General features: G+C 60.5%; 12 protein-coding genes. 3 read left to right on the forward strand and 9 right to left on the reverse strand.

What is annotated here, in order from left to right; translation table 11 throughout:
• Positions 1-199: 199 nt before the first annotated feature.
• Positions 200-745 (reverse strand): hypothetical protein, encoded by a 546-nt coding sequence (locus tag P4U43_RS07375; protein WP_277358138.1) that lies wholly within the window; start codon positions 743-745, stop codon positions 200-202.
• Here P4U43_RS07375 and P4U43_RS07380 point away from each other — a divergent pair.
• From P4U43_RS07380 to P4U43_RS07390, 3 genes are read left to right on the forward strand one after another with little or no spacing between them, the layout of a single operon-like run.
• Positions 726-1160 carry a plasmid mobilization relaxosome protein MobC gene (locus tag P4U43_RS07380; RefSeq protein ID WP_277358139.1) on the forward strand — a complete coding sequence of 145 codons (435 nt, stop codon included), beginning with the start codon at positions 726-728 and terminating at the stop codon, positions 1158-1160. The two genes, P4U43_RS07375 and P4U43_RS07380, sit on opposite strands and share 20 nt — an antisense overlap.
• Entirely contained in the window at positions 1157-2698 is a 1542-nt protein-coding gene (locus P4U43_RS07385) for a relaxase/mobilization nuclease domain-containing protein (protein ID WP_277358140.1), read from the forward strand. The genes P4U43_RS07380 and P4U43_RS07385 overlap by 4 nt, the downstream gene beginning before the upstream one ends.
• 3 nt (positions 2699-2701) lie before the next feature.
• Positions 2702-3469: a hypothetical protein gene (locus P4U43_RS07390; RefSeq protein ID WP_277358141.1), complete on the forward strand. Its 768-nt coding sequence runs from the start codon at positions 2702-2704 to the stop codon at positions 3467-3469.
• 380 nt (positions 3470-3849) lie between these two features.
• On the opposite strand, the gene P4U43_RS07395 is transcribed toward P4U43_RS07390, so the two are convergent.
• The 8 genes from P4U43_RS07395 to P4U43_RS07425 all read right to left on the reverse strand — a co-directional run bounded on the left by P4U43_RS07395 (position 3850) and on the right by P4U43_RS07425 (position 12421).
• On the reverse strand, positions 3850-4689 hold the full coding sequence (locus tag P4U43_RS07395) for a shikimate dehydrogenase family protein (protein WP_277358142.1): 840 nt from the start codon (positions 4687-4689) through the stop codon (positions 3850-3852).
• A complete protein-coding gene (locus P4U43_RS18065) occupies positions 4686-5009 on the reverse strand; it encodes an FAD-dependent oxidoreductase (protein WP_404800712.1) in 324 nt (107 codons plus the stop codon). The genes P4U43_RS07395 and P4U43_RS18065 overlap by 4 nt, the downstream gene beginning before the upstream one ends.
• 19 nt (positions 5010-5028) lie before the next feature.
• Complete coding sequence (locus tag P4U43_RS07400) at positions 5029-5970, reverse strand: IclR family transcriptional regulator (protein WP_277358171.1); 942 nt, start codon at positions 5968-5970, stop codon at positions 5029-5031.
• Positions 5856-7064 (reverse strand): MFS transporter, encoded by a 1209-nt coding sequence (locus tag P4U43_RS07405; protein ID WP_277358143.1) that lies wholly within the window; start codon positions 7062-7064, stop codon positions 5856-5858. Before P4U43_RS07405 ends, P4U43_RS07400 begins: the two co-directional genes overlap by 115 nt.
• Entirely contained in the window at positions 7064-8218 is a 1155-nt protein-coding gene (locus tag P4U43_RS07410) for an enolase C-terminal domain-like protein (RefSeq protein WP_277358144.1), read from the reverse strand. The genes P4U43_RS07405 and P4U43_RS07410 overlap by 1 nt, the downstream gene beginning before the upstream one ends.
• A 38-nt stretch (positions 8219-8256) precedes the next feature.
• Positions 8257-9264 (reverse strand): LacI family DNA-binding transcriptional regulator, encoded by a 1008-nt coding sequence (locus tag P4U43_RS07415; RefSeq protein WP_277358145.1) that lies wholly within the window; start codon positions 9262-9264, stop codon positions 8257-8259.
• Positions 9265-9359: 95 nt separating this feature from the next.
• On the reverse strand, positions 9360-10928 hold the full coding sequence (locus P4U43_RS07420) for an SLC13 family permease (protein ID WP_277358146.1): 1569 nt from the start codon (positions 10926-10928) through the stop codon (positions 9360-9362).
• Positions 10925-12421, reverse strand: coding sequence for a lyase family protein (locus tag P4U43_RS07425; RefSeq protein ID WP_277358147.1), 1497 nt, complete (start codon positions 12419-12421; stop codon positions 10925-10927). Before P4U43_RS07425 ends, P4U43_RS07420 begins: the two co-directional genes overlap by 4 nt.
• Between the last annotated feature and the right edge of the window lie 67 nt (positions 12422-12488).

Raw genomic sequence — 12488 nt, forward strand, 5'->3', positions numbered from 1 at the left:
TTGTCCACCGGTACATAGACTTGCTGCGAGACAAATCCTAATCGGAACGGAGCACACCTAGCGAAACTGTCTCGTACTTTTGTCTTGCATCCCATGGGTTGCAGCACACTGTGCGCCGAACTTCACGAAAGCAGCAGCGGGCGATTGAGTCATACCGCTCGGCGTCGAGGGAGTTAAGAACTGTCCGAGGAAAAATTCCCTAAAACCCCTGGTCCTGGTGATGAATCCAGTCGGCTAGTTCGCGTTTCTCTGTTTCGTTGATTTCGAGGCCTGCAAGCTCAGCTCTTTTTAGAACGCTGTTGAACAGGGCTCGGGCAATTGCCGTCGCTTCCGGCGATGGATCCGCGTTCAGTTTGGTGCCCTCGTTCTGGCAAGCCCGAATTACGAAGGTGAAGGCCGCGCGGGGGATACCGAAGCCTTTCTCGGTAGCCTGATCCCGCGACCATTTTGAGGCTTCCGTGAAGTTGAAGACGTGTAAGGCCGCATAAGACTCCAACGTCTGATAGACAACAGGCCAACTATCTGAAGGTAACCTCGGCATTCCGGTTACTTCAGCGAAATGGGCAATGGCCGCTGGCAGCCGTGATGGTGGTATCTGCACCGTTGCTGCGTTGACCGTTGGCTCGCTGTGACGAGTAGCGTCCCATAGGTAGTGCGGTGAGAACTTAACGTTTGGAAGCTTCAAGCGTTGGACCGCTTCAGTGAATGAACCAGATCCAAACCAGGTGAGATCCGCTGCACCCATCCCGGATTCAGAAGACGACGGCACCGATGCTGCCGCGAGGCCGTCGCGTCGGGTCTGGTCTTCCAGGCGCAAGCGCATTGAAGGTAAGACCCAGTACGTGCGGGTCTCCATGTCGGAGATGGAGCGCGCGAAGCTGCTGAAGCTTGAGGCGCAAACGGGTTTGTCACCTTCCGCGATTCTTGTTGACGCGGCCTTGGGTACTGGCGACCCGGCTTCCCTGCAGCTGCGCAAGCAGGAACTGGCAACCCTTCTGGAAATCCGATACCTGGTTGCTACAGCTGCGAACAACATGAACCAGGTGGCACGTCACCAGAACACGACGGGGGAGATGGCTTCGAATGGCCGGGCAGCAGTTCAGGAAGCCCGTGAGGTGATGGCGAAGATTGTCGACGTCATCGAGGAATTGAAGCCATGATCCCGAACATCACCAAGGGTGACCGTCCGGTCGGACTGATGAAGTATCTGGTTGGCCCGGGCAAGCGCAATGAGCACACCGACCCGCACCTGGTGACCGGCAGCCCCACGATCATGGCGTGGTTCGATGACGTGCAGCTGGACGAGGGATCCGCTGTCATGATCGCGAAGGAACTGGACCTGAACCGGCGGACATTCGACATGGAAGTCCCCAATCACGTGTGGCATTGTTCGCTCTCGCTGCGCGCCGATGAGCGGCCGGTAACCGGGCAACAGTGGGCCGACATCGCCCAGGACTTCATGGACGAAATGGGCCTCACGGAGACGAGCGGCAAAGCGCCCGTGCAGTGGGTCGCTGTCCACCACGGAACGAGCATCGCCGGCAATGACCACATACACATCGTGGCCTCCCGTGTGCGGTCCGATGGCACTAAATGGCACGACGGCGCCGACTATCCAAAGGCACAACGGACGGCCCGTGGCATCGAGAAGAAGTACGGGCTGATGGAGCTGGGACAGTACGCCGAGCGCGGCTTCAAACCAGCCGAACTGTCTGCCGGTCGCGGACAGGAGCCGGCACGGTTCCGGATGGAACGCCTGGTCCGTTCCAGCGCGGTCGCCTCACAGCATGAGGCAGAGTTTGTGCGCCGCCTTCGTCGCAGCGGCCTGCTGGTCAGCGCCCGTTTCGCGGACGGCGGGCGAAGTGTTGTCACGGGTTACTCGGTGGCTGAAAGGCCTCCGAAGGGCACACGTCCTATCTGGTTCGGGGGAGGGAAACTCGCCAAAGACCTCACCCTTCCCGCATTGCGAACCAGTTGGCCGGATACGCCGCAGCAGGCGCAGGAAGCAGCGGAGGAATGGTGGGCTGCGAAGCGCCACCACAGGATCGCGAACCCGGACGCCCCGGACATGAAACAAGGATCCCCCGTGACGTCGGTGGCTGGGAAGGCGTTCGATGAGGACCTGGCCAGGAAGCTTGCTGTGCAGTTGGCAGAAGCCCGGCGAGCGATGACGAAGGTCGCTCCAGGGGATCACCAGTCATGGGCGCATGTGGCACGTGAGACCTCCGGTCTGCTCGGTGCCTGGTCGCGGGCGACTGAAGCAACGCCCGGGCCACTCGCTGAAGCTTCGCGGGCGGTGGCCCGGTCCGCTCACCGGAGCGGGCTGAAGATCACCGAGCCCGTTGATCCGCCGTTGCGGATGGCCGGCACCACAGCCTTCCTTCTGGCTGCCACGAGCGCACCGTCACCGGTAGCTCAGGCTCTCATCATGCAGCAGATGCTCCGCACCTTCGGCGCAATCCGCGCCATGCACGAAGCGGGGAAGGAACTTCGCGAGGCCAACGTACTGACACAAACGATCCGAAACCAGCTGGCCGCTGTCGCAGGACCGTTGCCGGATGTTCCCGAGCCGAAGCTGCAGCCCGCACATGACGGACCGAACCGGCAGGTGAAAGCCCTGACCGAGGTCGATGGGTACGCGGCACGACAACGCCAGTTCGAACAACACGCCACGCACGATCAAGGGATGGGGAGATAAATCGTGGACCACACACCAGATGGAGCCAATGACCTGCTGCGCGGGCAAGCGCAGGCCGCGCTAGCTGTAGCCGGGAGGCTCGGGGAAATGCTCGCCCGCCAGCGGGCTGAGCGGCAACAAGAACTGCAGCGAGCCACCAACGAGGAACGCCTCAAGCTCGAAGAAGGATTCGAAGCCGAACGCGCCGTGATGCGCACGCAGCTAAGCGCAGCACACCAGCCGCAGTTCTGGGAGGCTGCACAACCCCAAGACATCGCCACCCACTACGCTCTCGCGCAGAAATGGGAACCCATCGACGACATGGCGCGGATGTCCCGCGAACACATGCACGACGAAATCAAGAACCGATATGACCTCACACCGGAGCAGTTCCTTGACGGGACCGCAGCAGTACCGGAGGCCTGTGTCGATAGAACCCAGGAGAAATCAGCCGAGGGACAGGAGGCACAGCAAGACTCTGCCGAAGCTGAACGGTTGTCTGCAATGGTTTCTGCGGGAGACCTACAGAACGACGTCGACACACAGAACGCTGCCAGGGAAGCCGCGGACATGTGGGATACCGGTGACCGTCGGGTGAAACTCGCAGAGCGGCTCATGGGCATGTTCGGGAACACCGAGGAAGGCAAAGAAGCCGTCACCGCCGTTCTCGCCGCAGACCGAGACCAAGGCACTCACCCCCGGGAAAGTGTTAGAAGTGGGCACAAGCTTATAAAGGGGAAGAAGTTCACCAGCCGAGGTACGGCCCGGGAACGTGAAGTTGGACTTGGCTAGGCAGCAATGACAAAACGCGATGTCAAAATCGCCTCACGCGGACGTAGCCGTACGGCGTCCTCCCTTGCCGGGGAACTAATGGAACAGGCGGTGTCCGTATCCCACGTGGGGGAGCTCTCGTGCAGGTGGGAGCCAGGTCTGTAGATGTGATCGCCGGGGACGGGCGCCGGCTTCCCATACCTACACAACGCGCTCGGGAGAAGAACGGGAGGTCCTGCTCAATTGAGCGGGATCGCACGTCCCGCCTCACTGTGCAGGTAATAAGTACGCGCGTTGACATGTCTAAGGATGCTGAAAAGTCAACGAACCCTCTTGGATGCGTTACAGAGCCCTCAGAATAAGCATGGGAAGCGGCGTCAGCATGATCAAGTTGTAGGGGCCTAAGGCTTTTTGCTGCGGATGGTCGTCAAAGTCGTCTGGAGGAGGTTGGTTGCGTGAGGTTGCAGGCCTAGTAGGGGGATCATGGCCACTGCCTGACCGAGCAGGTGGTCCCAGCCGTCCCTATAGGGCAGCGCATTTTCTCTAGCTGCGACAATTGTGGTTGTTTCGTGATCTGCGTAGACGTAGTCATAGATAAAAGTTCCCGGTGATATCTCGGCATCACCCCATGCGGGTGGATCCGTCTGAAGTTTGCCGATGGGGGTGGCGTTGATAATCATGGACACCTCCGGTGTTATACGCGGGATGTCGTTCCATGGGATGGCCTGAGTCGGTATTCCCAATGATGTGGCGTGCCTCGCAAGTCGGTCGGCAACTTGTGGATCAAGGTCGGTAAGGGTTAGCTGCTCCGTGAGACCTGTCAGCGCGGCGATTGATGCCCGGGCGGCCCCTCCGGCGCCCAGTATGAGCGTGTGCTGTTGTCTCATTTTTGGGGTCAACGCGATGAACGCGTCGATATCTGTGTTGTGTGCTTGCAACTGTCCTTGAAGCGGTATGAGCAGGTTGGAAGCGCCGCTTCGTTTGACGGATTCGGAGGCAGCGTCGGCGGTTTGTGCTGCCCATTGCTTGTGAGGCATCGTCACATTCGCCGCTATGACGGAGGTGTCCAGCAAATGTTGACGCAAAGGTCTCATGTCGGAGTCGGCCGGAACGTCCAGTGGCTCGTATGTCCAGCCGGTCTCAAGTTCAGTGAGCACGGGCGACCATAAAGCCGGTGACATCGCGTGGGATGCGTCCGAACCAATTATGAGAAGGCGGGGCTTTCCAGGTTGGCTCGTCATGATGGTTTCTCCGGATTGGTTACGGGCGGGTCGATGATTGCGCCTTGGCGACGAAGCACGCTTCTTACTTCCTGCACATCAAGCTCGGCGGGTGAGCAGTTAGCGGCTGAGGCTAGGGCTGCGGTTGTGCCGGCTGCATGACCGAGGGCCATCATGCCACCCATGTGGCGTAGCCCGTCCATCGCCGATCCTTCCGCGCTGACGGCTCGACCGGTGACGGTTACATTGTTTGCGCCGCGGGGTAGCAAAACCCCGTACGGTACGGCGAAGGGTTTCTCCGGCGCTGAGAGTGTTACGGTGTCACCGTGGTGGAGGTCGATGGGACCGGCCCCATGAGTTTTATGCGGTTGCGGCTACATTGCCGAGCCGTGCTGAAAGTTGCTTTGCGGCTTCAACGGCGGCACTGCCGAGGCCCGGGATATCCGTCTGGTCGATTCTGTAGACGGGGCCGGAGACTGCGACTGCGGCTATCACGTCCCTGTTGTGATCGCGGACCGGCGCCGCGACGGAAGCGAACTCCATACTTGATTCCTGATAGTTAATCCCGTATCCGCGTTCTCTGATCTGTTCCAGATCGGCGATTAGTTCGCCAGGCGTGGTGAGGGCATGTCCCGTCGTGGCTTCGAGGGGATGACTCTCGAGCCATTCATGAAACTCGTGTTCAGGTAGGAACGCGAGAAGTTTCTTGCCGATTGATGTCACATGCGCCGGGCGGACCTCGCCGGCGCGCGTCGAGACCCTGATCGGGACCGACGGCTGGCAGACGGAGAGGTAAACGACTCCTTGCGGCTCCAACTGGCCAAGGAACGCGGCTTCTTTCGTCTCGAAGGACAACTCCTGCAGGATCGGCTGTGAGAGACGAACGATGTCAACGGTTTCCAATGCAACTGCACCCAGCTGTACGAAGCGCAGACTCAGCGAATAATGCCCCGATTGCGGATCCTGCTGGATGAGCCCGCCCTCCGAGAGCTGAACAAGAAGCCGCCGGACTGTGCTAGGCGGCAGAGCCGCCGTCTGTGCGATCTCTCCCAATGTCATCCGCGGCCGTCGGACGCTGAAAGAGAACAAAACAGACGCGGCACGGTCGATAACTCCTTTCCGTTCATCGGGTTGTGGCCGTCCGTGAGCGTGGTGGTGATTCGGGGGCGCCGCCTGCGATGCGGCGATTAGGCGCCAGACGCTTGTGGGTGCTTCAGCGCGAGGCGACGGCGCAAAATTGAGCGGCGCCCGAATCTGATGATCGTGGCGGATGCGACAGCTGTAAGAGCTGCGGCAACCCAGGCAATGTCGTAGGAGGTGGCGTCGACGAGGAAGCCAAATAGAAGTGGGCCCGCCGCGCCTCCAAGGGAGATGCCTGTTTGTAGGACGCCGGTCGCTGATGCTGCGGTTCTGCGGTTGTCTCTGACTATCGCGTAATGGATGAGACCGGGCCAGGTCCATCCGGCGCTGTAGGCAACAAGAGATCCGAGGACAAGCCAGTACCCCTCGCCGAAGCACAGTACGCCAAATCCCGCAGATCCTACGATGAGCAGATAGAAGACCAGAACGTAGGGACTACGTCCAGCGAAGCGATCCATCGCTGCTCCGAGGAGTACCCGCACGATCATCCCCAGCAACGCGGATCCGGCGAATAGTAATCCAGCGGCCGTTGGAGTCATGCCGGTTTGCACCGCCGAGTCGACAAGGAATACCCCAAGCGAGGTCGCTGCTGCGGCGGCGAGGCCCGCGCCCGTGGTGATGATGATCAACCCGGCACGGGGAGTGCCACGGTCCGTTTCGGGGAGTTCTAGCGCCGGGTGGTAGGCGTCGGTGCGCTGCAGGAGAGCCCATATCGTGAGTGCTGCTGCGGCACCCGCGAAAATGAGCAGTACCCATCTCCACCCCAAGGTCAGGGCGATCGCAGGGACAGCCAGCCCTGCCATAAGCGTGGCAGCGGGGATGGCGGTTTGTTTGATGCCAAGCGCCAGCCCTAGTCTGCTCGGGCTGATCACCGCCGATACGCCGAGATTCGCCGCGGGCTGGGCGATCGCGTTTCCTACGCCGCCAATCGTCAGCGCGGTGTACAGGATGGGAATAGACGGTGCCGCGGCCACTCCGAGCAGTGCGATTAGTGCGAGACCTGAGGACACAACTATTCCCCACGTCGCGCCGCGCTTTTGGACGAGTTGGCCCATTGGGCGTGAGAGCAGTCCGGTGACGCCGAAGAGTAGGGCTGCTCCGATGCCGATGTCAGACGGGTTGAGGTGAAGATCGGACCGCATCTGTACCGCGAGAGCGCCGAGCAGATAAGCGGGGAGCACCCCCAACGTCGTTGCAAAAATTGATTGCAGCAACGTCGTGACGGTGTGCCTGCGGCCAGTAACTGGTGATGACATCAGGACAGTAGCTGCCGAATCGGTTCAGTAAGTTCGGGCTTCGTTTCCAGGCAGAAGCCGGGTTGCTCCGGCAGCCTCACTGTCCCATCGTCGACACTGCAGGTGTGCGGGTATCCGCCGAACGGTTGGAAAACGCCCGGATAGACTTCGCAGCCACCGAGGCCGAGACCACCGACGATGTGCAGGTTGATCAGGTGGCCACCATGCGGATGGATCTGCGTGTTCCGAACGCCATGGCCTTGAACCACCTTCAACATTTCCCGGTATTCGGTGAGGCCGTAGCTGAGGCCGGCGTCCATTTGAAAGATGTCCGCGGAGCGTGGTGCACCATAACGGACGAGATTACGGACGTCGGATGAGGAAAACAGGTTCTCCCCGGTTGCTAACGGCTTGCCGTAGTTCTCCCCGATGATTCGATGAAGTTCAAAGTCAAGCGGGTCTCCTGGTTCCTCGAACCAACGCAACCCGTAGGGTTCCAGGGCGTGCGCGTACTGAAGAGCGGTGCTCTGATCGAAGCGGCCGTTGGCGTCCACCGCGAGATTGTCACCGTTGCCGGCCACGGTAAGGGCCCGCTCGATCCGTCCTAGATCAGTTGAAAGGGAAGCTCCACCAATCTTGATCTTGAACGCTGAGTATCCTTGGTCGGCGTACGATTTGAGCTCATCGGTGAGCGAATGTTGAGCGCGGTCGTAGTAATAGCCGCCCGCGGCATAAACCGGAACGGTTTGCGCCGGTTCTTGGTGACCGTGATAGCGGGCAATTTCATCCCAGGCGGGTCGACCGGACAGTTTGCTTCGGAGGTCCCACGCGGCGAGCTCGATCGACGCTGCGGCCGAGGCCCGGTCACCATGCCCGCCCGGTTTCTCGTTCGCCAGAACTGCTGCAAGGATTTTGGCGGGGTCGAACTGTCCTTCGGTGAGTAGTGAATCTGGTTCCGCTGCGTGGAGGCGGGGGAACATCCTCTCGCGCAGGATGCCGGCTTGCCCGAAGCGTCCGATCGAGTTGAAAGCAACACCAGTGACTGGCCGGCCGCCGCGTATAACGTCGCTGATCAGAGCAACAAGGGAGACAGTGTGATGGGAGAAATCGACTACCGCATTAGTTCCCCCTCCTATCAGGTGGACGGTAAGTTCTCTGCTTTCGACGATTCGCATGCGTGTCCTTCCAACGCGGTTATCCCGCCTGAGGGCCCCTATGAGTTCCTGCGGGGTGGTGCTGTCGAGAATCGCTTCACCAACTCCAACGGGCCTGAGATCACTTCTTCGATCGCTTCATCCGCGGGACGATCAAGCAGCAGGGAGATCGCTTGAGCACCGAGTTCTGCGAGCGGCATACGGACAGTTGTCAGTGGCGGGTTGAGCGCGGCGGCGATATCGATGTCGTGTATCGCGATGACGGAAAGGTCATCGGGGATGCGGATGCCGCGTTGTGCTGCGGCGGCCAGAACACCGGTTGCCGCGGCAACGTTTCCGACCGCCAACGCGGTGATGGTGGGGTCTTCTGTGAGCACCTGAGTCAGTGCCCGCTGTCCGCCTTCAAAGGTGTTGGAGGCATCGACGATGGGGCCCGGTTCCAGATCGTAGGCTTGTAGGGCCCGGAGGAAACCTCGTTTCCGTCGTTGAGCGGAATCGACTTCCAATGGTCCGGATAGGTGGGCGATCCGGGTGTGCCCCAGCTGCAACAGATGGTCGGTGGCGATGAGGGCTGCTCGTTCATCGTCGAGGAGGACATGCCGGTGGCTGGACACTGTGCGTCGGTTGACGAGTAGCCAGGGTAGCTGGCTATACATCGTTGGTAGATCTTCGTCTGTGAGGGCGGCGGCCACGAGCACCCCGTCGACGGCGCCCGTGCGGGCCAGTTCCAGGAAACGGGAGGACGCGTTGGTGGTCCGATCGACGGTTCCAGCCAGCAGAACGTATCCGCGGCGTTGCGCTTCAGCTTCAGCGCCCTCGAGCATGGTGGCCCAGATGGGGTTGCTGAATGAGGGCAGAATGACGCCGAGTGTGCCAGTCCGCGAGATTCGAAGGCTGCGAGCCAGGCTGTTGGGCCGGTATCCCAGTTCCTTTACCGCTCGCTTCACGCGTTCCCTCGTCTCATCCCGGACACGGAGGTTAGGGTCCTCGCTGACTACCTTGGAGACCACTGTCCGGTCTACTTTCGCCAGTGCTGCGACGTCAGCGAGAGTGGGCCGCTTTGGCATGCTCGGTTCCTTCACATGTCGGTGCCGTGTGTGGGCTTTCAGCCTAAGCGACCGGTCTTCCTCACCCGCACACGGCACCAAGATCGTGAACCCTCCTAGCTCAAGGGGTTGAGCGCGGAGGTGACCAGCACGCCTGCCGAAACCACCACGACGGCGATGATGTCGAACACCAAACCGGTGCGAAACATTTTCGTGATGGGAACCATTCCCGAGCCGTACACGATCGCATTGGGAGGCGTCGAAACCGGGAGCATGAATCCACAGGAGGCACCGAAGACGGCTGCCAGGGCCGGGATGGTGGGATCCAGACCGACGGCCAGAGCGATCGGAATCACGATCGGAACGACCACTCCGACACTCGCTGTGTTCGAGGTCGTTTCGGAGATGACGATCGCGAGGATGACAGAGAGGACAACAACCGCGATGCGGCTATCAAGTCCGAGCCCTTCGGCCATGCCTGTGCCCACTACTTCGGCCAGGCCGGTGTTGAACATCAACGCGCCCAGCACCAGGCCGGCCCCAACGAGGAGGACAGTGCCCCAGTCGATGTTTGCTGCCTGCTTCCACGAGAGAGTGAATTCGCGTTTCGGCCAGTTGGTCGGAAGGAAGAAGAGCAGGCTGGCGGCAAGGACAGCTGCAGTGCCGATGTCCAGGGCGAGGAAGCCTGCCAGGAGGCTGCCGGGTTCCGCTTCCATGGTGGACAAGACGCTCGGGCCGACCCACATGATGATGGCCAGTATGAAGCAGGCCAGGGTGTTCCATTCGCCGCGGTTGAGCTGCCCCAGTTTTCCGCGTTCTTCCAGCACGTAGTCGCGTGCGTTATGCAGGCGGCCGATCTCGGGCTTGTTCATGGTTAGGAGCACGATGCACAACACGATGAAAAGAACGACAGCAATTGGGGCGGTCAGTGAAGACCAGCGCAGGAAGGAAATTTCGGTGCCGGTCTGTTCCTGCAGGAACCCCAGGCCCACGACGTTCGCCGTGCTGCCAATGGGCGTGAGCAGGCCGCCGACGCTGGCGCCGTAGGCAATCATGAGCATCACCGATGTGGCGAATTTCGTCTTGGTGGCGTTTTTGATGCCTGCGCTGGACGCGACCTCGGGACCGACAGCCCTGACGATCCCGACGCCCAGCGGCAGAAGCATCGCTGCTGCTGCCGAGTTGGAGATGAAGGCCGAGATGAGGGCGGCAATAAGCCCGAAGGCGATGGCGACGCGGAACGTTGACTTAGCCACTCCCGGTATGGAGAGAACGAAGAGCGCGAACCGGCGGTCCAAGCCGTGAACGGTCATCGCCCGGGCCAGGATGAATCCTCCGATGACCAGGAACAGTGTCGATGAGGAGAAAGCTGAGTAGATGAAGTCAGCAGAGTCACCGGCGTCAGGGGCGAGGTCAGGAACCTGAAGAACTACGCAGAGGCCGATTGCGAGCAGGGACGAGGCCGGGATCGGTAAGGCTTCGGTCACCCAAAGAATGAAGACCAGGGCCATGACCGCGGCAAGGGACTGCTGATGGTCCGTGATCGGCAGAGGCAGTAGCAGCATCATGAGGAAGATGAGAGGCCCGACGATGAGCCCAATCGTCTTCCGCGTCTTGTCGAACGTGTTTCCTACCTCGTCGTAGTCCTCGGTGTCCACGCGAGTATCCAACTTCTGAGCAGTCATACCAGTTCCTTAACCTCAAACGAGGCCGACTCGGCCTCGAAGCCGGACAGATCCTTTTCCTTCCACTGCCGCACCGCCATATCGGCGATGTTCGCGGCCTCACCCAGATAGTCAGAGGGATCGATGGGTGATACGGCAGAGCCAGCGTGGCCCTGTCGTGACAGCTCTGCGGCGACAGCATCCCCAAGGGTGCCGCCCTGGTCTCGCACGTCGCGGGCAGCTGCGTAGACGATGTCATGAGCTGTTTCCCGGCCGAGAGCCCCAGCCAGCTGGAACATGTATGCCTCGGCCATAATCAGGCCGCCGTCTTGATTGAGGTTCTCGCGCATGCGAACTGAATCGACACGTAACCCGTCCAACAGTTCTGCGGAGGCGGTCAAACAACTCGATGAGAGAAGCAGCACCTGAGGCAGGACATGCCATTCGATCTGCCACTCGCCGGCCGCACGTTCCTGTGGGATTTCGGATGCACGCGCCAGGGAAGAAACCAGTGGAGCCACGACCGCAGACATTCCGATGATCCCCTCAGCAAGGATCGGGTTTGCTTTCTGCGGCATTGTGGAAGAAGCGCCCCGGTGTAATCCGGCCGCTTCCTGGATCTCGGCTATTTCCGTCCGGGACAGGTCAATCACATTGCGTGCCAGGCGCGCGCATGCGCTGGCAAGGAGCGAAGCGACCTGACCCAAGACGATGAGGCTGTCGCGTGAAGTATGCCAGGGCACGTCATCGGCTGCCAGAGAAAGCTCCTCAGCCATCAGGGCGCGTACCTTCCGGGAGCTCTCACCAGCGGCAGCAGATGTGCCACCGGCACCATAGAGCGAAAGTTTCGCGACACCATGCCGTGCCGACTCAAGTCGGGAGATTGCTCTGGTGAACTCCGCCAGTAAGGGTGCCAGATGCGCCCCGAAAGTGGTCGGAACAGCCTGCTGCCCATGCGTTCGCCCGGCCATCACCGTCGAGCGGTGTTCGCGCGTATGAGCAGCGAGCAGGTTACCCACTGTCTGGACCCGCTTCAACAAAAGATCCGCGGCAGCGGACACTTGCAGGACCGTGCCGGTGTCCATGATGTCCTGCGTGGTGGCCGCGAAATGCACACGACCATTCGCTCCCTCAGGAAGCAAAGCCGACATCTGACGGACCAAGCCCAGGATGGGGTAACCCACGTTTTGCGCGCCGTCCCACAGCGCGGAAATGTCCAACTGACCGACTGTCAAAGCGGAAATCGCCGACGCATGCTCTGGGGAAATAACCCCCGCCTGCGCCTGAGCCCTAGCCAATGCCTGCTCTGTCTTCAACCAAAACTCCACCAACCTCTCGGCGGAGAGCGTTTCGCTCATTTCAGCGTCGCCATAGAGACAGGTCAACAGACTGAACGGCTGCTTATCTGTAGAAATCGAAGTATTCATGGATCCTCCTTGATCAATCGATTGATCAAATGAATGACCGCATTCGGGCGGGTGGTCAATCGATTGTTCAACTATGACGCGTGTCACCCATTGGTGTCAACCGTCACAAGTGAAATGCATACGAAGCAGTCCCAGCTGCGCGCTCTTCTCAATT

This window comes from Arthrobacter vasquezii (assembly GCF_029455255.1).
GTDB lineage: Bacteria > Actinomycetota > Actinomycetes > Actinomycetales > Micrococcaceae > Arthrobacter_D > Arthrobacter_D parietis.

Excerpts from the sequence above, each read along its gene's own strand:
- P4U43_RS07375 (WP_277358138.1), bottom strand. The coding sequence starts at position 745 with ATGGGTGCAGCGGATCTCACCTGGTTTGGATCTGGTTCATTCACTGAA.
- P4U43_RS07385 (WP_277358140.1), top strand. The coding sequence starts at position 1,157 with ATGATCCCGAACATCACCAAGGGTGACCGTCCGGTCGGACTGATGAAG.
- P4U43_RS07395 (WP_277358142.1), bottom strand. The coding sequence starts at position 4,689 with ATGACGAGCCAACCTGGAAAGCCCCGCCTTCTCATAATTGGTTCGGAC.
- P4U43_RS07405 (WP_277358143.1), bottom strand. The coding sequence starts at position 7,064 with ATGTCATCACCAGTTACTGGCCGCAGGCACACCGTCACGACGTTGCTG.
- P4U43_RS07410 (WP_277358144.1), bottom strand. The coding sequence starts at position 8,218 with ATGCGAATCGTCGAAAGCAGAGAACTTACCGTCCACCTGATAGGAGGG.
- P4U43_RS07415 (WP_277358145.1), bottom strand. The coding sequence starts at position 9,264 with ATGCCAAAGCGGCCCACTCTCGCTGACGTCGCAGCACTGGCGAAAGTA.
- P4U43_RS07420 (WP_277358146.1), bottom strand. The coding sequence starts at position 10,928 with ATGACTGCTCAGAAGTTGGATACTCGCGTGGACACCGAGGACTACGAC.